Origin of the sequence: Streptosporangium carneum, assembly GCF_027922005.1 — a bacterium.
Taxonomy (GTDB): Bacteria; Actinomycetota; Actinomycetes; order Streptosporangiales; family Streptosporangiaceae; genus Streptosporangium; species Streptosporangium carneum.
In genome coordinates this window covers 161022-180855 of record NZ_BSEV01000009.1, presented here as the reverse complement: position 1 = coordinate 180855, position 19834 = coordinate 161022, and the positions used below count along the sequence as shown (strand labels likewise).

At 71.1% G+C, this 19834-nt stretch carries 21 protein-coding genes; 12 read left to right on the top strand and 9 right to left on the bottom strand.

The annotated features are described in order from the left end of the window. Positions 1-73: 73 nt before the first annotated feature. Together PKF00_RS21100 and PKF00_RS21095 are read right to left on the bottom strand one after the other, a co-directional pair. Positions 74-1846: an ABC transporter ATP-binding protein gene (locus tag PKF00_RS21100; protein ID WP_271219303.1), complete on the bottom strand. Its 1773-nt coding sequence runs from the start codon at positions 1844-1846 to the stop codon at positions 74-76. Then, positions 1843-3624: an ABC transporter ATP-binding protein gene (locus tag PKF00_RS21095; protein ID WP_271219445.1), complete on the bottom strand. Its 1782-nt coding sequence runs from the start codon at positions 3622-3624 to the stop codon at positions 1843-1845. Before PKF00_RS21095 ends, PKF00_RS21100 begins: the two co-directional genes overlap by 4 nt. Positions 3625-3856: 232 nt before the next feature. On the opposite strand from PKF00_RS21095, the gene PKF00_RS21090 reads away from it, so the two are divergent. Next, the gene (locus tag PKF00_RS21090; protein WP_271219302.1) at positions 3857-4489 is read left to right on the top strand and encodes a TIGR03085 family metal-binding protein; all 633 of its coding nucleotides are present in this window, start codon (positions 3857-3859) and stop codon (positions 4487-4489) included. Between the two features lie 73 nt (positions 4490-4562). Here PKF00_RS21090 and PKF00_RS21085 read toward each other — a convergent pair whose 3' ends face one another. Both PKF00_RS21085 and PKF00_RS21080 read right to left on the bottom strand, forming a co-directional pair. Then, positions 4563-5585: a hypothetical protein gene (locus tag PKF00_RS21085; protein WP_271219301.1), complete on the bottom strand. Its 1023-nt coding sequence runs from the start codon at positions 5583-5585 to the stop codon at positions 4563-4565. Between the two features lie 802 nt (positions 5586-6387). Then, positions 6388-7101 carry a MerR family transcriptional regulator gene (locus PKF00_RS21080; protein WP_271219300.1) on the bottom strand — a complete coding sequence of 238 codons (714 nt, stop codon included), beginning with the start codon at positions 7099-7101 and terminating at the stop codon, positions 6388-6390. A gap of 87 nt (positions 7102-7188) precedes the next feature. Here PKF00_RS21080 and PKF00_RS21075 point away from each other — a divergent pair, with 87 nt between their 5' ends. The 4 genes from PKF00_RS21075 (at position 7189) to PKF00_RS21060 (ending at position 10447) form a co-directional block, all read left to right on the top strand. Then, a complete protein-coding gene (locus PKF00_RS21075; protein ID WP_271219299.1) occupies positions 7189-8166 on the top strand; it encodes a hypothetical protein in 978 nt (325 codons plus the stop codon). Beyond that, positions 8166-8606: an ABA4-like family protein gene (locus PKF00_RS21070; RefSeq protein ID WP_271219298.1), complete on the top strand. Its 441-nt coding sequence runs from the start codon at positions 8166-8168 to the stop codon at positions 8604-8606. The genes PKF00_RS21075 and PKF00_RS21070 overlap by 1 nt, the downstream gene beginning before the upstream one ends. Positions 8607-8750: 144 nt before the next feature. Then, entirely contained in the window at positions 8751-8912 is a 162-nt protein-coding gene (locus PKF00_RS21065; RefSeq protein WP_184714415.1) for a hypothetical protein, read from the top strand. 140 nt (positions 8913-9052) lie between these two features. After that, positions 9053-10447, top strand: a complete 1395-nt coding sequence (locus tag PKF00_RS21060; protein WP_271219297.1) for a glutamine synthetase family protein — start codon at positions 9053-9055, stop codon at positions 10445-10447. A gap of 53 nt (positions 10448-10500) precedes the next feature. On the opposite strand, the gene PKF00_RS21055 is transcribed toward PKF00_RS21060, so the two are convergent. Both PKF00_RS21055 and PKF00_RS21050 read right to left on the bottom strand, forming a co-directional pair. After that, positions 10501-10989 (bottom strand): MarR family winged helix-turn-helix transcriptional regulator, encoded by a 489-nt coding sequence (locus PKF00_RS21055; protein ID WP_271219296.1) that lies wholly within the window; start codon positions 10987-10989, stop codon positions 10501-10503. Positions 10990-11039: 50 nt separating this feature from the next. Beyond that, positions 11040-11432, bottom strand: a complete 393-nt coding sequence (locus PKF00_RS21050) for an ArsR/SmtB family transcription factor (RefSeq protein ID WP_271219295.1) — start codon at positions 11430-11432, stop codon at positions 11040-11042. A 76-nt stretch (positions 11433-11508) separates the two neighbouring features. Between PKF00_RS21050 and PKF00_RS21045 the strand changes: the two genes are divergently transcribed. From PKF00_RS21045 to PKF00_RS21020, 6 genes are all read left to right on the top strand, one after another. Further along, positions 11509-12666 carry an MFS transporter gene (locus PKF00_RS21045; protein ID WP_271219294.1) on the top strand — a complete coding sequence of 386 codons (1158 nt, stop codon included), beginning with the start codon at positions 11509-11511 and terminating at the stop codon, positions 12664-12666. Between the two features lie 474 nt (positions 12667-13140). Continuing rightward, on the top strand, positions 13141-13350 hold the full coding sequence (locus PKF00_RS21040; RefSeq protein ID WP_271219293.1) for a hypothetical protein: 210 nt from the start codon (positions 13141-13143) through the stop codon (positions 13348-13350). Positions 13351-13448: 98 nt separating this feature from the next. After that, the gene (locus PKF00_RS21035) at positions 13449-13967 is read left to right on the top strand and encodes a MauE/DoxX family redox-associated membrane protein (protein ID WP_271219292.1); all 519 of its coding nucleotides are present in this window, start codon (positions 13449-13451) and stop codon (positions 13965-13967) included. Positions 13968-14003: 36 nt separating this feature from the next. After that, on the top strand, positions 14004-14561 hold the full coding sequence (locus PKF00_RS21030) for a TlpA family protein disulfide reductase (protein WP_271219291.1): 558 nt from the start codon (positions 14004-14006) through the stop codon (positions 14559-14561). Then, positions 14558-16432 carry an ABC transporter ATP-binding protein gene (locus PKF00_RS21025; RefSeq protein ID WP_271219290.1) on the top strand — a complete coding sequence of 625 codons (1875 nt, stop codon included), beginning with the start codon at positions 14558-14560 and terminating at the stop codon, positions 16430-16432. The genes PKF00_RS21030 and PKF00_RS21025 overlap by 4 nt, the downstream gene beginning before the upstream one ends. Beyond that, positions 16429-16896: a S26 family signal peptidase gene (locus PKF00_RS21020; protein WP_271219289.1), complete on the top strand. Its 468-nt coding sequence runs from the start codon at positions 16429-16431 to the stop codon at positions 16894-16896. The genes PKF00_RS21025 and PKF00_RS21020 overlap by 4 nt, the downstream gene beginning before the upstream one ends. Before the next feature lie 66 nt (positions 16897-16962). Here the strand turns inward: PKF00_RS21020 and PKF00_RS21015 are convergent, their stop codons facing one another. Then, complete coding sequence (locus PKF00_RS21015) at positions 16963-17475, bottom strand: DUF6010 family protein (protein WP_271219288.1); 513 nt, start codon at positions 17473-17475, stop codon at positions 16963-16965. A 488-nt stretch (positions 17476-17963) separates the two neighbouring features. On the opposite strand from PKF00_RS21015, the gene PKF00_RS21010 reads away from it, so the two are divergent. Beyond that, positions 17964-18440 (top strand): lamin tail domain-containing protein, encoded by a 477-nt coding sequence (locus tag PKF00_RS21010; protein ID WP_271219287.1) that lies wholly within the window; start codon positions 17964-17966, stop codon positions 18438-18440. Positions 18441-18617: 177 nt separating this feature from the next. Here PKF00_RS21010 and hisF read toward each other — a convergent pair whose 3' ends face one another. Then, positions 18618-19388, bottom strand: coding sequence for an imidazole glycerol phosphate synthase subunit HisF (gene hisF, locus PKF00_RS21005; protein ID WP_271219286.1), 771 nt, complete (start codon positions 19386-19388; stop codon positions 18618-18620). Between the two features lie 10 nt (positions 19389-19398). Further along, positions 19399-19827 (bottom strand): RidA family protein, encoded by a 429-nt coding sequence (locus tag PKF00_RS21000; protein WP_271219285.1) that lies wholly within the window; start codon positions 19825-19827, stop codon positions 19399-19401. Between the last annotated feature and the right edge of the window lie 7 nt (positions 19828-19834).

Sequence of the window (19834 nt, the reverse complement as noted above, 5' to 3'; positions counted from 1 at the left end):
CCTCGGCAAGGCGGCGACGCGCCGCCCGGCCGGGCCCGTCCCGGTCCGTGCGCGGGGCGGGCGCGGCGGGACGCTAGGACCTTGCGGCGGAGACCCAGGAGGCGTGCAGGTCGGCGTAGACGCCCGGTTCGCCGACCAGGTCGGCGTGCGGGCCCCGCTGGACGATGCGCCCCCTGTCGAAGACCAGCACCTCGTCGGCCGCCTCGGCGGTGGACAGGCGGTGGGCGATGGAGATGGCGGTACGGCCCCGCGTGACCCCTTCGAGCGCGCGGGCCAGCCGTACCTCCGTGGCCGGGTCGACCGCGGAGGTGGCCTCGTCGAGCAGGAGCAGGTCGGGGTCGGCGAGGTAGGCGCGGACCAGGGCGACGAGCTGGCGTTCGCCCGCCGACAGCGACTCCCCCCGCTGACCGACCCCGGTGGCCAGGCCCGCGGGCAGGCCGTCGAGCCAGTCGGTGAGCCCCAGCTCGGTCAGGGCCAGCAGGATCTCGGCCTCGGACGCCGAGGGGCGGCCGAAGCGGATGTTCTCCTCCAGCGTGCCGTCGAACAGGAAGCCGTCCTGCGGCACCATGACGATCCGCTCGCGCAGCGAGGAGAAGCGGACCTCGCGCAGGTCCGCGCCGTCCACGGTGACCCGGCCCGTGATCGGGTCCATCAGGCGGGTGAGCAGCTTGGCGAAGGTCGTCTTGCCCGAGCCCGTCTCCCCGACCACCGCGATCCGCGAGCGCGGCGGGATGTGCACCGTGACCTCGCTCAGCACCGGCGCGCCGCCGGGGTAGGAGAATCCGACCTCCTCGAAGGAGACGGAGATCGGGCCGCGAGGCAGTTCGACGCCCTCGTGGCCCGGGTCGGCGACGTCGGGCGGGGTGTCGAGGACACCGAGGACCCGGCGCCAGCCCGCGATGGCGTTCTGCGCCTCGTTGAGCACCTCGGTGGCGATCTGCAGGGGGGAGACGAACAGCGTGATCAGGAACAGGAAGGCGACCAGGCGTCCCGGGGTGATCTCACCCGCGACGCCCAGCCGCACTCCGAGGAGCACCACGGCGGCGAGGGCCACCGCGGCGACGATCTCGGTCAGCGGGAACACCGTGGAGACGATCCGCTGGGCGCGGGCCTGCGCGGCCTTGTTGGCGTCGATCGCCACGTCCAGCCGCTCCGCGGTGCGGGCCTCCGAGCCGTGGGCCCTGATCACCGCCGCCCCGACGACCGACTCGCTGACGGCGGCGAGCATGTCGCCCGCGCGTTCGCGGACCTGCGTGTAGGCACCGGACAGCCAGCGCTGGAAGCGCGGCATCACGACCATGAGCGGCAGGAAGCACGCCCAGACCGTCAGGGCGAGCTGCCAGGAGTAGACGAACATCAGCACGGTCGCGACGAGGAGCTGCCCCATGGCGATGATGATGAACAGGCCGCCCGACTGCATGAAGGTGCTGATCTGGTCGACGTCGCCGGTGACCCTGGAGACCAGGGCGCCGCGCCGTTCCGAGTTCTGGGTGAGCACCGACAGGTCGTGCACGTGCCGGAACCCGCGCACCCTGAGCGTGGCGAGGGAGGCCTCGGTCGCCCGGTACAGGCGCACGTTCATCAGGTAGGAGGACAGCGCGGTGAGGATCACGGCCGCCGCGCACAGCAGCACGGCGGCGCGGATGTAGGGCAGGTCGGGAACCGAGCCCTTGAGCCCCCTGTCGATGGTCTGCTGGACGGCGATCGGGACGACGACCTTGCCGACCGTCGCCAGGACGGCCAGCGCGAGCGTCCCCGCCAGCCCCCTGCGGAACTCCGGTGTGAGCGACAGGCCGTGCCGTACGGTGGCCAGCCCCGATCTGTCGACCCCGTGCAGCGAGCTCACGCGCTGACCTCTTCCTCTTCCTCGGCGCCGAGCGCCTCGCGCTCGGCCTCCTCGCGTTCGTAGGCGGTGACCAGGTTGCGGTAGCCCTCGCAGCCGACGAGGAGCTTCTCGTGAGGGCCGCGGTCGACGACCTTGCCGTGTTCGAGGTAGACGACCTCGTCGGCCAGGGCGATGGTGGCCATCCGGTAGGCGACGACGACCACGGTCGAGGCCTGGGACGCCTCCCGCAGTCCTCCCAGGATCCGCGCCTCGACCTGCGGGTCGACACTGGAGGTCGCGTCGTCCAGGATGAGCAGCCGGGGGCGGCGGACCAGCGCGCGGGCCAGGGCCAGGCGCTGGCGCTGGCCTCCCGACAGAGTCGTGCCGCGTTCGCCGACCTTGGTGTCGAGGCCGCCGGGCAGCGCGCTGACGAAGCCGTCGGCCTGGGCCAGGCGCAGCGCCGCCCAGACCTCGTCGTCGCCGGCCGCCAGGCCGAGGGTGATGTTGCCGCGCACGGTGTCGTCGAACAGGAAGGTCTGCTGCGGCACCAGCGTCACCGCCTCGCTGACTCCGCCGCGGGCGACCTCGCGCAGGTCGACGCCGTCCACGAGGACGGCCCCCGCCGCCGGGTCGACCAGGCGCACGAAGGTCTGGGTGAGGGTGGACTTGCCCGAGCCCGTCGGGCCGACCAGGGCCACGGTGCGGCCCGCCTCGATCTCGAGGTCGACCCCGTGCAGCACCGGGGAGTCGCCGTAGGCGTAGTCCAGGCCGCGGACCTCGAGCCGGGCGGGGGCGGGGCCCGGCAGTGCGGCGGCGCCGTACTCCATGGAGCCCGTCGCCTCGAGCACGGCCCGCACCCGCTCGTAGCCGACGACGGCGCGGGGCAGCTCGGCCAGGACCCAGCCGAGGGCGCGGATGGGGAAGGCCAGCAGGGTGAACAGGTAGGCGACCTGGACCAGGACTCCCGGGCTGATCGCGCCGCTCTCGAGACGTCCCGCGCCGACCAGCAGCACGGCGAGCACGCCCAGGGTCGGCAGGGCCTCCAGCATCGGGTCGAACAGGCCGCGGACCCGTCCGACGGCGATGTTGGCGTCGCGCAGCTCCTCCGCCCTGACCCGGAACCTGGTCGTCTCCTCGTCCTCACGGCCGAGGGTCTTGACCACCAGGGCGCCGTCGAAGCTCTCGTGCGCGATCTCGCTCACCTCGGCGCGCAGCTGCTGGGCCCGGGTGGCCAGGGGGCTGAGCCTGCGCTGGTAGACGAAGTTGAGCACGGCGATCGCCGGGAAGATCAGGAAGCCGACCAGGGCGAGGACCGGGTCGGCGAGCATCATCGCGACGGCGGCGGTCACCAGCATGACGACCACGCCGACCGCCATCGGCAGCGGAGCCAGCGGCGCCCACGCGGCCTCGGCGTCGGCGCTGGCGTTGGACAGCAGCTGGCCCGTGGGGTGGCGGTGGTGCCAGGCGAGGGGAAGCCTGAGGTACTGACGGGTGACGGCCCTGCGGGAGCTGGCCTGCATCCGGTACTGCATGACTCCGGCGTAGTAGCGCCGTCCCGCGACGCCCAGTGCCTTGAGCAGTGCGACGCCGAGGATGAGGAGGGCCGCCGTCACGGACGTGCCGGTGGCCACTTCGCCCGCGGCGAAGGAGGGGAGCACGAGGTTCTCGGTGGCCCAGCCGAGGGCCCACGCGGACGCGACCGTCATGACGCCGTAGAGGGCGCTGGACAGAACCGCGACGGCGAAGACCGCCTTCTCTGCCCGGACGGCAACCCCGAGTACGCGGAGCCCCTGACGCATGACGGCGGAAGTCACCTTGCTCGCCACTCGGGGGGTGTCCTTTCGAAGAGAAATATTACTACCTATGTGACTATCACGCTTGATCAAGCGCTTATTCCCCTGTATCCCGAGATCCACCGTTTTCCCTGTTCAGGAGGGTGGAAGACGGAGGGCCCGACACCCGCGGGCCGGGGGGCGCCCCACGCCGTGGTCACCCCGATCGCCCGCGTGACGGCGTTGTTAGGATCACCGGATGACCCACGCCCGCGCCGAGCGCGCCGCGCTCGCCGACCTGCTCGTCCGGCTCGGCCAGGACGCCCCGACCCTCTGCGAGGGCTGGACCTCCTTCGATCTCGCCGCTCACCTCGTGCTGCGCGAAAGACGTCTGGACGCCGCGGGCGGCATCGCGCTCAGGCCGCTGGCCGGATACACCGCCTCGGTCCAGGAGTCGCTGAAGGCCAGGTACGGCTACGCGGGCCTGACCGGGCTCGTCGGCACCGGCCCCGGCGGCCTCTACGGCCTGCTCCCCGGCCTGGACGAGGCCGTCAACACCGTCGAGTTCTTCGTCCACCACGAGGACGTACGGCGCGCGCAGCCCGGCTGGGAGCCGCGCGAGCTCTCCCCCGGGCTCGACGAGGTCCTCTGGAGGCGGCTGCGTCCCCTGACGCGCCTGCTGCTGCGCAGGTCGCCGGTCGGCGTCGTGCTGCACCGCATCGGCGGCGGCGTCGCGCTCGGCGGACCGGGAGGCGGCCCCCGGGTCGAGGTCACCGGCCGTTCTGGCGAGCTGCTGCTGTTCTGTTTCGGCCGTCAGCGGCACGCCAGGGTCGAGGTCGCCGGCGGCGAGAAGGCCGTCGCCGAACTGATGCGAGCGCCGCTGGGCACCTGAGCCGCCCCGTACGGATCCGGGGCCGCGCGGGCCGGCGAAGGCCGCCTCGCGCCTCCGGCCGGGATCCCGTCGTTCAGATCTCGGCGACGCGCAGCAGCGGCTGCCGCGGGTCGGAGTAGTGCTCCAGGACCCCGTTGTGGAAGGCCGCGTACGCCTCCATGAACAGATGCGCCTTGGCGTGCCAGCGCCGCTCGGTCTCCTCGTCGATCCCCGCCGCCCCGGTGAACGGCTCCCGGCTGACGGATCCGTGGCCTCCGACCGCGTTGCCCCCGGTGTGCGCGCGCATCGACTCGACGAAGCCCGAGGCGAGCCCTGCCCTGTCGCACGCGGCCGGGAATGAGACGGAGGCGGTGTGCCCCCCGGCGCCGCCCGCGGGGCCGAGGGGCCTCTCGAGCACGCCGACCGCGGCGGCGAAGAACAGCGGGTCGGTCCGCGCCCACCAGGACAGCATCTTGGTCAGGGCGGTGGTCGTCGACAGCGGACGCGCCCGCGACAGGTCGTCGCGCGTGACGCCAACGGCCCCGAGGGCGCGGGCCGCGATCTCGCCGTGGCGGCGCTCCTGCCGGTGGAGGCCCTCGGGCGTCCGCCTGGGACCGGCGCTCCACGCGAGGCCGAGGACGGCGGGGCCTGGTCCGTTCTCCCCGAACAGGAGCAACCACCTCTCAAGCCAGAACCCGTAGAAGACGTTGTGAGACAGCCTCTCCGGACGCTGCAGGACCTCGCGCCAGAACGGGCCCGCGAGGACCAGGTCCTCCAGGAGCCGGCTGAGGACGGCGTCCAGGCGCGACAGGGCCGCCCGCTCCGAGGAGGCGACCGGGACGGCGCCCTCGTCGACCAGGCCCCAGACCACGGCGGGCTCGACGATCTCGCGAACCGCCTCGCCGTCGAGGCCGGTCTCGCGTTCCAGGTCCTCGATGGTTCTGCTGCCGTCGAGCAGCTTGAGAAGGTCGAGGAAATCGTCCCTGCTCATCCCCTCGGGGGCCTCGACCTCCAGAATCCCCGAGGAGGTGTGCAATTCCGCCTCACCCTTCTCGCCGATGCGCAGAGAGGCCCGGAGGCAGGGCTTTACCGGCAGGAAGCTCACAGGCACTGTCAATTCCCCTTGAGGTCGAAGAGCGGACACGGCCAGAGGCGACATACGGGAAGGGGGCGACAGCGGAAGCGCGGATCTCCCGCCGGCCGGCCAGATCACCGGCGAACAGCCGAAGGAGCGGTCACCTCGGCTCGACGCCTCCCCGCATGGCACACCTCGCCGTCTCTCTGCGATCGCGAAGAAAGATGTCAATCCTTACATACTCTGCGCTTTACAGATATACGCTGATTAAAGTCAGACACTAAGGCGACCACCTGCGGGAGTCAACCCTTACTGCCTGACCGATATAGCCCTCTATTGCTTTACGAATAACTACGGAGAGTGTCATCTAAGGCGATTTACTCCACGGGAACGAAAAGCCCCGTCGGCACGTTGGGATATGACCGCGACAGGCGCTCCTCCATCGACGGCCCACCGGTCCCGGTCACCGGGAAGCAGGTCATGGGCGGCGGAGAGAGCGCGGCCGGCGCCCCGGCCGCCGTCCGGAGGCACTCGGGGCAGCCCAGGCCTCGCGGGGGACGATCGCGCACGGCGGCGGCCGGAGAGGCCTCGGACCCGTTCCAGCCGCGCAGCCGGAGCCTCCGGCGAGACACCGGCGAGACAAGGTCGTCGCGCCCGCATGCGACACGCCGCAGGTCCCGTCAGAACGGCATCACCCCGAGCACGGCGAGCCGGGTGGAGCCCGCGGGCCGAGCGCTCTCTCAGCCCCGGCCGCCCCTCCCGGCGGGGCCCCTCAGCGCCCCCGGGCCCGTCCCCCGCCAAGCCCCCTCAGCCTCGCCCCCAGGCCCCCACGCACCCAACGCGCTCAGCACCCCTCAGTGCGCCCCTCAGCGCCCTCGGGGCCGCCTTCCCGACTCTCCCTCCTCCACTCGACGTTCTTGCGGTCCGCCTTCTCCCAGCCCTCGCCGAGCAGGCGGGCCGAGGCGTTGGCCTGCGCGATCCGGCGCAGCGCGGCGACCAGCGCGTCACCCAGGGAGGTCCCCACGACGACCACCTCGACCATCCTCTCCAGGTTCGACTCCTCAGCCATGGCGGCGACGTCGGCGTCGGCGATCCTGGCCGCCGCCTCCGCGTACTCGTCGAGCCGGGAGAGGACTGCGTCGTAGCCCAGCCCCTCAAGGGTGAGCAGCACTCCGGCGACGGTCCGCATCGCGGGCCCCTCGGGATCGTGCAGCCAGCCGTGCCGGGCGATCAGCTCGTCGGCTCTGCGCAGCGCCTCCGCCCACTCCTCGCCCTCGCCCGGCTCACGTTTGGGCGTGACGGTCTTCTGGGCGTAGCCGAGCCGGTCGTGCAGGCTGTGGCCGGGATCGTCGAGATGACCGAGCAACTCGCGAATGTCGGCGATCGACAGGCCCGCGTAGTCGGCCATGGCACGCACCAGCATGATCCGTCGCACATGCTCCTGGCCGTATCTCGCCTGGTTGGGGCTGGTCCGCTCCCCACTGGGGAGCAATCCCTCCCGCAGATAGAACTTGATCATCGGGACGGAGACACCCGTCACCCGGCTCAGATCCGCCATCCGCACAGCAGCCTCCTAGTTGTGGTCGGCCCCAAAGTTCAGCTATAGATAAGAGATAGATCCGTTATCTATATGAAAGTTCCCCTCATGATCCGCTGGCATCGCCCACTGCTCCTCATGTCCGCGACCATGGCCGTCCTGGCAATCATTTCGCTCGGCGGCCTCCTTCTCGACCAGCGCACGCTGGAGGGCATGCCCATCTGGGCCAAGCCGATGAAGTTCACCGTCTCGCTCGCAATCTACGGACTGACGTGGGCATGGCTGTTGTCCCTGCGGCGGCGGGCGCCCCGCTGGGGGTGGTGGCTGGGCACCGTACTGGCGGTCGCGAGCGTCGTCGAGGTGGTGGTGATCATCAGCCAGGTCGTCCGGGGGCGGCGCAGCCACTTCAACGTCTCCACCGCCCTGGACGCCTCGCTGTACTCGATCATGGCCACCACCATCGTGGTGCTCATGGTCGCCAACCTCGCCGCGGCGGTCCTGGTGTTACTGGAGCGCCAAGCCGACCCGGCCGCCACCTGGGCGATCCGCATCGGGCTGGTCATCTCCGCGGCCGGCATGGCGCTGGCGTACCTGATGACCCCGCCGACCGCCGCTCAGCTCGCCGACGTCGCGACCACCGCCATCGGCGCCCACAGCGTCGGCGTGCCCGACGGCGGCCCCGGCCTGCCCCTGCTCGGCTGGAGCACCACCGGCGGCGACCTGCGCATCCCGCACTTCGTCGGCATGCACGCCCTGCAGGTCATACCGCTGCTCGCCCTGGCGTCGCAGTGGATCCGCAGCCAGGCCGTCCGCCTGCGCCTGGTGTTCACCGCCGGAGCCGGTTACGCCGGGCTCGTCGCCCTGGTGACCTGGCAGGCGTTGCGCGGCCAGCCGCTCCTGCGTCCCGACGCCCTCACCCTGGGCGCGACGGCCCTGCTCGCGGCCGGGGTCGCGACGGCCGCGCTGCTGTCCCTGCTGTCGCGGCGCTCCCCCGCCACCCGCGCCACCGCCGCGGACACGGAGCCCGCCGCGACCGTGACACCCGTCGCCGCCGCTCAGGCCGAGCCCGCCACGCTGGAGGCGTGATGACCGAGGCGCTGTTCCAGCTGAGCTTCCTGGCCGCGGCGCCGTTCTGGGCGCTGATGATCGTGGCGCCCACCTGGTCGCGCACCCGGCGGATCGCCGGGTCACCGCTGATCGTGCTGCCCTCGCTCGCGGTGTGCCTGACCCTGCTCGTCCCGCTCCTGCCGGACTTCTGGCCCGTGGTCACCCGGCCGACCCTCGCCGGGCTCACCGCGCTGACCGCCGACCCGCGGGCGCTCGCCGCCCTGTGGGCGCAGATCATCGCCTGGGACCTGCTCGTGGGCCGCTGGATGTATCTCGACAGCCGGGAACGGGGGATCCACCCACTGCCCATGGCACCGCTCCTGGTCCTCACGATCTTGCTGTCCCCCCTAGCGTTACCGGTATATCTGGCACTCAGGATTGGACAGAACGGCCTCGCCACCGCACCATGGCGGAGGTGACCCATGCCAATCCCCCGACTGGCCATGGATTGTCGCCGCGCGACAGGTATGATCATCAAAATCCGGGAGCCACTCGGGCCGAAGATGCCAAAGATCATTAAAATCCGGGTATAACGGCTGGGACTGGAACAGCAGGAGGCCCCCATGCAGGTCAAGAAGGTCGCCACCTACGTAGCGGTGGCGTTCGTGGCCTTTTATCTGTTCACCAGACCCGCCGATGCGGCGAACGCGGTGAACGGAGTCTTCGACGGGATCGTGAGAGCGGCAGACCAACTGTCTCTGTTCTTCACACGAGTGCTGAGCTGACCACCGGTGGGGGTTTGCCCCACCTCCGACCTTTTTCTCCGGCGCTCCCGCACGCCTGACGCAGGAGCGTGTGCCCTCGTGACGCCAGGCCGCCACGCGATGTGCTTCCACTGCCCCCAGGGACGTGTTACGCAGAGAGCATGGCAGACCGCTACAGCGTCACCGGGGTTCATCCGCTCGACCCGGCGGAGCGGCGCGTTCTCGAACGCGCCGAGACGGAGGGCATCGAGCTCGTCCGTTTCATCTACGCCGACCACGGCGGCGTGATTCGTGGCAAGGCCACCTCACGTTCCCGGCTGGCGGAACGACTCGGTTCGGGCATCGGGCACACCGTGGCGATGATGGCGATGAACATGCTCGACCAGCTTCAGGAGGTCGAGGGGCTCGGTCCCGTCGGCGAGGTCCGCCTCGTCCCCGATCCGGCCACGTTCGTCGCCCTCCCCTATGCCCCGGGCGCGGCGGCCATGCTGTCGGATCTGCGTGAGGTCGACGGCTCCCCGTGGGCCGCCTGCCCGCGCACCTTCCTCCGCGAGGCCGTCGCCGCCCTCGCGAGCGAGGGACTCGTCGCGGTCGCCGCGTACGAGCCCGAGTTCACCCTCGGCCGCCGCGTGCCGGGCCAGGGCGGGGAACGGGACAGGCTCGCGCCGGTGGACGACAGCCTCTGCTACGCCACCTCCGGCTTCGACCTGGCCCACGACTACGCCATGAGCCTGGTCCGCGCCCTGCAGGCGCAGGGCCTGCGGGTCGAGCACTACCATCCGGAACTCGGCCACGGCCAGCAGGAGTTGTCCATCCGCCACGCCCAGGCCATGCGTGCCGCCGACAACCAGGTCATCTACCGGGAGACCGTGCGCGGCGTCGCCCACCGCATGTCCATGTGGGCCTCCCTCGCCCCGAAGCCGCTCGCCGACCAGGCGGGCAACGGCGCGCACCTGCACATCTCCCTGTGGGACCCCGAACTGCGGACCAACATGTTCAGCGCCCCCTCCGACCGCTACGGCCTGTCCACCACGGCCTACCGTTTCATCGGCGGCCTCATCGCGCACCTGCCCGCCCTCACCGCGTTGACCTGCGGTTCGGTCAACGGTTTCAGGCGTCTCGCGCCCAGGATGTGGTCGAGCGCCTACGCCTGCTACGGCATGGACAACAGGGAGGCCGCGGTGCGGATCTGCTCCCCCATGCGAGGAGCGGCCGAGGCTTCGGTGAACCTGGAGATCAAGCCCTCCGACTCCTCGGCCAACCCCTACCTGTCGCTCGGCGCCGTCATCCACGCCGGTCTGGACGGCATCCGCAGGGGACTCGACCCCGGCGAGGCCGTCAACGTCGATCCCGACACGCTCCCCGAGGGCAGCGTCCCCCGTCTGCCCCGCTCCCTGGACGAGGCGCTGGACGCCCTGGAGGCCGACGACGTCCTGATGGACGCCCTCGGTCCCCTGCGCGCATCCGCCTACCTCGCGGTCAAACGCTCAGAAGCCCGCGCCTTCGCCGCGGAGGACGCCTCCTACGAGCTCTTCCACCACTTCCGCGTCTTCTAGCGGGCCCTTCGGCCGTCGGCGGACGGCTTCGTCGCAGACGATCCTCGTCGGACCTATTTCGCCCGCTGGCGCGCCCGCCGTACCGGCTGGGGGTTCTCGACGGGAGTCGCGAGGTGTCCGGTCACCAGGCGGTTCATGGCCCTCAGGAAGATCTCGCGCTCATCGCCGGGCATCGCCGCCAGCGCCTCCCTGTGCACGCGATCGACGATCTCCTGGCTCCGCCCGGCGACCCGCGCGCCCTCCTCGGTGACCGCGATGATCCGGGCCCGTCTGTCCGTGCTCGAGGGACGGCGTTCGGCGAGCCCCGCCTTCTCCAGGGCGTCGACCGTCACCACCATCGTGGTCTTGTCCATGTCGCCGATCTCGGCGAGCTGGATCTGGGTGCGCTCCTCCTCCAGGGCGTGGACCAACACGCAGTGCATGCGCGCGGTGAGCCCGATCTCGGCGAGCGCCGCCGCCATCCGGGTCCGCAGGGCATGACTGGTGTGGTCCAGCAGGTACGACAGGTCCGGCGCGGTGCTGGTGGGGGCCATGGCGGTCATGTCCACCAGCATAACCATTCGATCCGCAGCGGATTATCCGCCAGAAAACCTCAAAGGGCGGGCTTCGGGTCAGGACCTCCGGCCGGCGAGTCGCCACCGTCCCGCGACGGCGGCGTCGCGCTCAGGATCGAGGCGAGAAGACCGGGGAAACGTCGTTCGAGGTCGTCGCGGCGCAGCCGGCTCGGCCGGGCGTTGCCGACCAGCCGGGTCGAGACCACGCCGCTCTCACGCAGGCTGCGCATGTGATGGGAGACCGTGGAGGCCTTGACCGGCACGTCGAGCGCGGTGCACGTGGACTCCCCCGCGGCGTCGAGGGCCCGCACGATCTGGAGCCTGACCGGGTCGGCCAGGGCCTGCAGGACCGTCCCGACGTCGATGCCGTCGAGGTCGGGCTGCGGCAGCCAGTAGTCCTGTCCGTTCATCCCCACCCCTTCGACGCGCACCGCTCTTACGATACTCGTCGAACATGTATTACGATCGCCATCGTAATTTACGATGTCAATCGTAAAGGATGTCCTGATGACTCTCGAAACCCCTCCGGCCGGGACCGGCACGCGCTGGCGTCCCCATGTCACGGTCCTGGCCTTCGGGACCTTCGCGGTAGGGACGGACGCCTTCGTCGTCGCCGGGCTGCTGCCCGAGATCGCCGACTCGCTGGACGTCGACGTCGCGGCCGCGGGCCAGCTCGTCACCGTGTTCTCGATCGCCTACGCGGTGCTGGCGCCGCTCCTCGCGACGCTGACCGCGGGCTGGTCCAGACGCGCCGTCCTGCTCACGGCACTGACGTTGTTCGCCGCGGGCAACGCGGCGACGGCCCTCGCACCGGCCTACGGGCCGGTGCTGGCCTCACGGGTCATCGCCGCGGGAGGCGCGGCGCTCTACACCGCGAGCGCGAGCGCCACCGCGGCCACGCTCGCGGGAGAAAGGCACCGTGGACGGGCGATCTCGATCGTCATGCTCGGAATCACGACCTCACTGGCCCTCGGAGCGCCGCTGGGCACCGCCGTCGGGGCGGCGCTGGGCTGGCGGACGACGATGTGGCTCGTCACCGCGCTCGCGGTGGCGGTCGTTCCGCCCGTCGCGCTCCGACTGCCGCACCTGCGACAGGACGTCGCCACAGGGCTGCGCCGCCGCCTGGCCCCGCTCGCCGACCGGCGGATCCTCACGGTGCTGGCCACCACCGTGGTGGTGTTCACCGGGATCTACATCCCGTACACCTACATCACCGCCGTCTACGCCCCGGCCGTCTCGGGCGACGGGAACCGTGCGGCGATCCTGCTGCTGGTGTTCGGGGTGGCGGGCACCGTCGGGAACCTCGTGGCCGGTCACCTCACCGACCGGCACGGGCCCCGCAAGGTGGTCCTCGTCGCCACCCTGGCTCTCACCGCCGTGTTCCTCGCACTGCCCGCGTTCCGGGAGCCGCTCGCGGCGGCGGCGCCCGCGGTGGCGGTCAGCGCCCTGTTCTCCTTCATGGTCACCACCCCGCAGCAGCACCGGATCATCGCCCTCGCCTCCCCCGGCGCACGGTCGATGGTCACCTCGCTCTACCAGTCGGCGCTCTACCTGGCGATCTCACTGTCCGGCGTCCTGGGGGCGGTCGGGCTGAGCGTGTCAGGAGCCGCGTCGCTCACGCTGCTCGCCGCGGGATTCACACTCACCGCCGCGGCCCTCACCTGAACGCCTCCCCTTCGCCTTCCCCGGCGCGATGCCCGCCCCTTGGCGAGACCGGGCCGGAGGACTCCGCCGGCACTCCAAGCGGACCTCGGGCCACCGCGCCGCCGCACTTCTGCGCCCTCTTACTTTGGCAGTAAAACGTCTATATGTGGCAGCATTCCATTGGAATGGTCCGGTCGCCCGCGGCTAAATTTACCAAAAGCCCCGACGAGCCAGAGGGACGCGCCATGATCCGTATGCTCAAAACCGTAGGCGACCGCATGCTCACAATGGCGGCTCCGCACGTCGAAGCGGCCGCCGATCCGACATACGTGGAGTGTTACTGCAACAACCTCTGCGCATTGTTCCAGCGAGTGTGCGGCCCCGGGGGCTGCACCGCCTGGACGCTCATCGGCGGCTGCATAAAGCCCACCGGCCCCTACCCGTGCTGAGGGAGACCAAGCGGCCTCGCCCAGGACCGAAACCAAGGAGGTTCACGTGACCCGACTGCTGAACAGGGTGGGAGACACACTCCTCGCCCTGGTCGCCCCCCGAGCCGAGGCGACCGCCGACCCGACGTACACGGAGTGCCGCTGCTTCCGCTGCTTCCTCCAGCAGCGCACCTGCGGCCCCGGCGGCTGCACCGCGTGGCAGACCATCGGAAATTGCTACGTCCAGTGCGACACGTCCCACACGTGGGGTTGCTGAACGGCGGCATCAGCGAACGGGCGGGTTTCCCCGGCGGGCCCGCCCGTTCGCGCCACCGCACCGATTCGGCAGAGGGAATCGAAATGACAATGGCCTGCATGAGCATTACCTGCCGCTTTTTACTCACCCTGGTGTTCTTCTCCGCGGCCGCGACGAAATTGCGCGGGCGAAGCGATCTCGCGCAGTTCCGCGCCACCGTTCGCGAATTCGGCGTCGGCCCGCGATGGAGCTCCGCCGCCGCCGGGGCCGTGATCGCGGGCGAGCTGGTCGCCGCGTCGCTGATGCTGTTCGACGCCGCCGCCCTCGCGGGCCTGGGGCTTGCCGCGGTGCTGCTGGCGGCCTTCACGGGAGCGATCGGCTCAGCCGTGCGGCGGGGCGCGACGACGAGCTGCCGATGCTTCGGCGCGTCCGACCAGCCCATGGGCATGCGGCACGTGGCGCGCAACGCGATCCTGCTGTTGATCACGGCGGCGGGCGTGACGGGAACCCTGCTGGCCCCCGGCGGAGCCGGCGGACTCGACGTGACCGCCCTGATCCTCTCCGGTTTCGTGGCCGTCGTCCTGGCCACGCTGGTCATCGCCTACGACGATCTCGTGGCGCTGGTCCTCGTCCGCTGACCCCTTCGGAAGTCCTCTCAGTCTGGGAGTGTGTCGATGAATGCCGTACTGAGCGCCGCCGTGGTCGTCGTTGGCCTTCTGGGCGTGCTCAACTTGTTGCTGCTGCTCGCCGTCCTGCGCCGGCTGCGGGATTACGGGGCGAAATGGGCGCTGGCCGGCCTCGACCGGATCGTGGAGCGCAAGTCGTCGCCCGAGTCCGGACACCGCGTCGCCGACTTCGAGGCCACGGCGCTCGACGGCGCCCCGGTGTCCCTTCGCGCTCCGGACGCTCCGCTGTTCACGGGTTTCTTCTCCACCGGCTGCCCGTCCTGCCGCGAGGAGGTTCCCCGTTTCGTCGAGTACGCCGCCGCCATGCCCGGCGGGCCGGAACGGAAACTGGCGGTGGTCTCCGGCACGGCGGAGCAGGGCGCGGACATCATCGACGCCGTGCGCCGGGTGGCGCGAGTGGTCGTGGAGCCGCAGGACGGTCCGGTGGCCGGCGCGTTCGGCGTGCAGGGCTCGCCCACGTTCGTCCTGCTCGACCAGGACGGCACCGTGCGCACGAGCGCGCCGAGCATCCGCGGACTGGCGTCATCCCAGGTCGCCGTACGGTGACGGGCGGACGCGCCCCCGCCGCCGACCTCGCCGGCGGCGAGACGACGTGGCGGGAGAGGGCCGTCGCCGCCCTGGGCATCGCGTGGTCCGCCAGACCGGCCCTGCTGCTGACCTATCTGACCACCGAGCTCGTCACGGGCGCCACGCCGGTCGGCGTCGCCTGGCTGACCAGACACGTGCTGGACGAGCTGCTGGCGGGCCGGGGGCCCGTCGGCTCGCTGGTGGCACACGCCGTCCTGCTGGCGTGCCTGGGATTGGTCATGGCGGCGCTGCCGTACCTTTCCCAGTACGTGCAGGCGGAGCTCGGCCGGGTCATCCGCCTCCACGCCCAGGACCGGCTGTATGAGGCGCTGTCCCGCTTCGGCGGGCTGGCCCGGTTCGAGGATCCCGCCTTCCACGACCGCATCGGCCTGGCACAGCAGGCGAGTGGAATGGCGCCGCAGACGGTCCTCGACGCGGTGCTGGGAGGCGTGCGCGCCACCGTCACCATGACCGGGTTCGCTGTGACGCTGCTGACGGTGCACCCCGCGATGGCGGGGCTCGTGCTTGTCTCCGCCGTGCCCGCCCTGGTCGCCGAGCTGGCCCTGAGCAGGAGACGCGGCCGGCTGCTCTGGACGACCAGCCCCAACGTGCGGCGACAGCTGTTCTACTCCCAGCTCATGACTGACCGAACGGCGGCCAAGGAGATCCGGCTGTTCGGTCTGGGCGGCTTCGTGCGGTCGCGGATGCTGTCCGAGCTGCGGCAGGTCAACGCCGCCGAGCGCGGGCTCGACCGGCGGATCCTCCGCACCCAGGCGGGCCTGGCCGCGCTCGCCGCCGTGGTGTCGGGCGGCGGGCTGGTCTGGACCGTCCTGCTGGCCCGGGCGGGCGAGCTGACCCCGGGCGACGTGGTCGTCTTCATCGCGGCGGTCGCGGGCACGCAGACCGGGCTGTCCGGGCTGGTCACGCTGCTGGCGAGCGGACACCAGGGGCTCCTGCAGTTCGGCCACTATCTCGCCGTCCTGAACGCCGGGCCCGACCTGGCGACGCCGGACTCCCCGCTGCCCGCCCGGCCGCTGCAGGGCGCGATCGAACTGAAGGACGTCTGGTTCCGCTACGACGCCGACAAGCCGTGGGTGCTGCGCGGCGTCGATCTGCGCATCCCGCGCGGCGCTCTGCTCGCCGTCGTCGGCGTGAACGGCGCGGGCAAGAGCACCCTGGTGAAGCTGCTGTGCCGGCTGTACGAGCCCACGCGCGGGTCGATCACCTGGGACGGGGTGGACATCCGCCTCATCCCGGTCGCGGAGCTGCGCGAACGGATCGGCACGGTCTTCCAGGACCACATGAACTACGACTTCACCGCCGCCGAGAACATCGGCATCGGCGACCTGGCCGCGCTGGAGGACCGCGACAGGATCCGCGTGGCCGCGACCGCCGCCGAGGCCCATGAGGCCGTCTCGGGCCTGCCGTACGGATATGACACTCTCCTGAGCAGGATCTTCTTCATGAACTCCCGGTCGGACGGCAGGACGGCGGGCGTGACGCTGTCCGGCGGCCAGTGGCAGCGGATCGCCCTCGCACGCGGCCTCATGCGGGGTCGGCGGGACCTGCTCGTCCTCGACGAGCCCAGCTCGGGCCTGGACGCCGAGGCCGAGCACACCATCCACCGGCGGCTGGTCGAGCACCGGCGCGGGGTCACCAGTGTGATCATCTCCCACCGGCTGAACGCCGTCCGGATGGCCGACCACATCGTCGTCCTCTCCGGCGGCCGCGTCACCGAGCAGGGCGCACACGAGGAGTTGATGGCCGTGAACGGGGACTACGCCCGGCTCTTCCGCCTGCAGGCGCTGGGATACGACACCGGGCAGGAGCCGCAGGCGGTCTCCTCGTGATCGCAGCCCTCGCCGCAGGCTCCGCCCTCGCCATGGCCGCCGTCCTGCTCGCCCTCCTGCGGCGGCGCTGGACGACGGTGACCGTGGTCGGCGTCAGCATGACGCCGACCCTCCTGCCGGGAGACCGGCTCCTGGTACGGCGGTGCGGCATCACCGAGTTGAAGGTCGGCGACATCGTGGTCCTGGAGCCGCCCCGCCCGGCCACCCCGTACGGCGTCGTCGTCACCGCCTCCCCGCTGACGCGTACACGTTGGAAGGTCAAGCGGGTGGCGGCGCTGCCCGGCGACCCGATCCCCGCACGGGCGCGCGCCGCGACAGGCGACCGGCAGACCGTCCCGGAGAACTCGCTGATCGTGTTCGGCGACGGCGTCGAGAGTCACGACTCCCGACAGGTCGGCCTGTACCCCGGCGACCGCATCCTCGGCGTGGCCGTCCGCAGCGCCGGCGGGAAGCGGCCGTCGTGATCGGTCAGGGGCAGGGCGACCACCGCCGAGCCCCCTGACCGATCACGACGGCCCGCAGCGGGCTGGTCACCGCGGCACTGACCGGCGATCCGCGTCCCGCCCGAAGGACACGAGGCAGCCGCGGTAGGCGCGATACGCCAGATAACCCGCCACCAGCAGGTCATACAGCACGCAGGCCGACGGAAGATCGGTCATCGGCGGTTCCAGCCGGCGAGGCACCGCGACATCCCACACCGGATGCAGCAGCCAGGCCGCCACCAGAAACCACGGCGACCGGAACATCCCCAGCAGGACCAGCGTCACCACCACCGCGAGCGCCGCGTACTCCATCCCGCCATGAGCGAGGTATGTCGGCGCGAGAATCCATACGGTGACAGCGCTCCAGGCCGCGAGTTCCACCCTGTCGGGCAGCCAGCACAGGGCGAGCACGATCGCCGCCCCGAACGGCAGCGCCGCCATCACGAGCCGATCGGCCTCGGCCGCGATCCCGATGGCGTACGACATCGCCACCACGACCACCACGACGTAGAGCGACTGTCCGGCGGTCAGCCACGACCGCCCGGTCATGCGGAAACCCATGTTCTCTCGCGCCTTTCTCACCCGCGCTCCGGATCTGTCGGCGCAGACGTCACCACAGCAGTCGTGCACGGCCGTGGTTCGGTTCCCGGAACGCGTCCACCGGAAGGCGCGGCGGTGGTGCTGGCTCTACCGCCGGATTCCCGTAGGCGGGATCGAGCACGACATGCTCCCGCCGACATGCTTGACGGCGTCACAGCCGAGTCATCAGGCGGGAAGTCCCCTGACGCCTCACCTCACCGTCAGCCTCCGTCGGCGGGGTCCGCCTGCGCCGGGCGGCGTGGCCCGCCGGCCCTGGCGCACGAGCCGGCCTTACGGACCGGGGGTGTCCGCCCGATCGGGGGTGCGGGCACCCCCTTCGGCCGGTTGGAGGGGGCCCGTACGCTGAAGCGCCGTCCTGATCGCTGGGATTCCCTTTGGCCTGGTTGTCAACCTCTCAGCATGATGGACCGTCTTTCAAACGTTTCATCCTTCATGCTTTCGGAGATTTGGTGCGTTTTCTGCCTCTGGCCCTGGCTGCCGCGTTGTCCGTCCCCCTGCTCGCCCCCGCTGTGCCCGTCCACGCCGCAGCGGCCCCGGCCATCCAGATCACTCGTATCTGGTATAACTCGCCCGGCTCACCCGACTTTGGTGCGAACAGCAGCTTGAACGGCGAGTATGTCCAGATCAAGAACACGACCCGCAAAGCGGTCAGCCTCAAGGGATGGACCGTCCGCGACAAGACGCGCCGAGACGATCACATCTACACCTTCGGCGCCTTCACCCTGAGCGGCGGCAAGACGGTCACCCTGCGGACCGGCAAGGGCAGGAACAGCGCCACCACCCGCTACTGGGGCAGGAGCGGGGGAACCCTCGCCTACATCTGGAACCAGAGCAAGGACACCGCCTACCTGCGCGACCCCTCGGGGACGCTGATCGACTCCTGCTCCTACAACTCCGCCAAGGTCGAATACGTCGACTGCGCGTAGCCCCGGCCGGCGCAGTCAGCCCCGCCCGGCCCCACGCCGGGCGGGGCTTCGCACGGCGCCGCACCCGACGGAAAGGCGACCGCGGGCGTTCGACGGCATGACGGCCGCGCGGACCCGCCCGCGCTATGCGCCCGCGGCGGGAGAAAAGGACGGTGACCGGCGCGCCGGTCACCGTCCTCAGCGAACCGGACGCCCCGCCTGACGCAGCGTCTCCTTCACTTCACCGATCTTGAGCTGCCCGAAGTGGAACACCGAGGCCGCCAGCACCGCGTCCGCGCCCGCCTCGATCGCCGGCGGGAAGTCCTCCAACGCCCCTGCCCCGCCACTGGCGATCACCGGCACCGAGACCGCCGCCCGCACGGCCCTGATCATCTCCAGGTCGTAGCCGTGGCGGGTGCCGTCGCCGTCCATGGAGTTGAGCAGGATCTCCCCCACCCCGAGCTCCTCACCGCGCCGGGCCCACTCGACGGCGTCGATGCCGGTGCCCCGGCGCCCTCCGTGGGTGGTGACCTCGAAGCCCGACGGGGTGGGCGGTCCGTCGACGACCCGGCGGGCGTCGACGGACAGCACGATGCACTGCGCGCCGTACCGCTGCGACGCCTCGGTCAGCAGTTCGGGCCTGGCGATCGCCGCCGTGTTCAGCCCGACCTTGTCGGCCCCCGCGCGCAGCAGCCTGTCCACGTCCTCGACGGCGCGCACTCCCCCGCCGACGGTCAGCGGGATGAAGACCTGCTCGGCCGTCCTGCGGACCACGTCGTACATCGTGGACCGGTCGGAGCTGGAGGCGGTGATGTCCAGGAACGTCAGCTCGTCGGCCCCTTCCGCGTCATAGCGGCGGGCCAGCTCGACCGGGTCTCCCGCGTCCCTGAGGTTCTCGAAGTTGACGCCCTTGACCACCCGCCCGGCGTCAACGTCCAGGCAGGGGATCACCCGCACCGCGACACTCATCAGAAACTCCTCACTGCGGGCATTCCCGGCCCGACTCGCGGTATGCCTCGATCTCGGCCTCGACCAGCATGCGCGGGTCGATCAGGCCTGCCACCCGCACGCCCGTGCAGGTGGGACGGACCTCGCCGAACACCTCCGCGTGCGCGCGGCCGACCTCGTCGTAGTGGTCGTCGTCGACGACGAAGTAACGGACCCGGACCACGTCCTCGCGGGACAGGCCCGCCTTCTCGATGGCGTCCAGCGCGACGCCGAAGGCCGTCAGCGACTGCCGGTAGGCGTCGCCGACGTGCACCACCTCACCCGCGACGGTGGCGGTGCACCCTGAGACGATCACCCACGGTCCCGCGACCACCGCGCGGGCGTAGCCGTAACGCTCCTCCCAGACGCCGCCGCTGAACACCCGGGAACCCGAGCGGCGGCTCACCGCGATCTCACCCACGTGACGC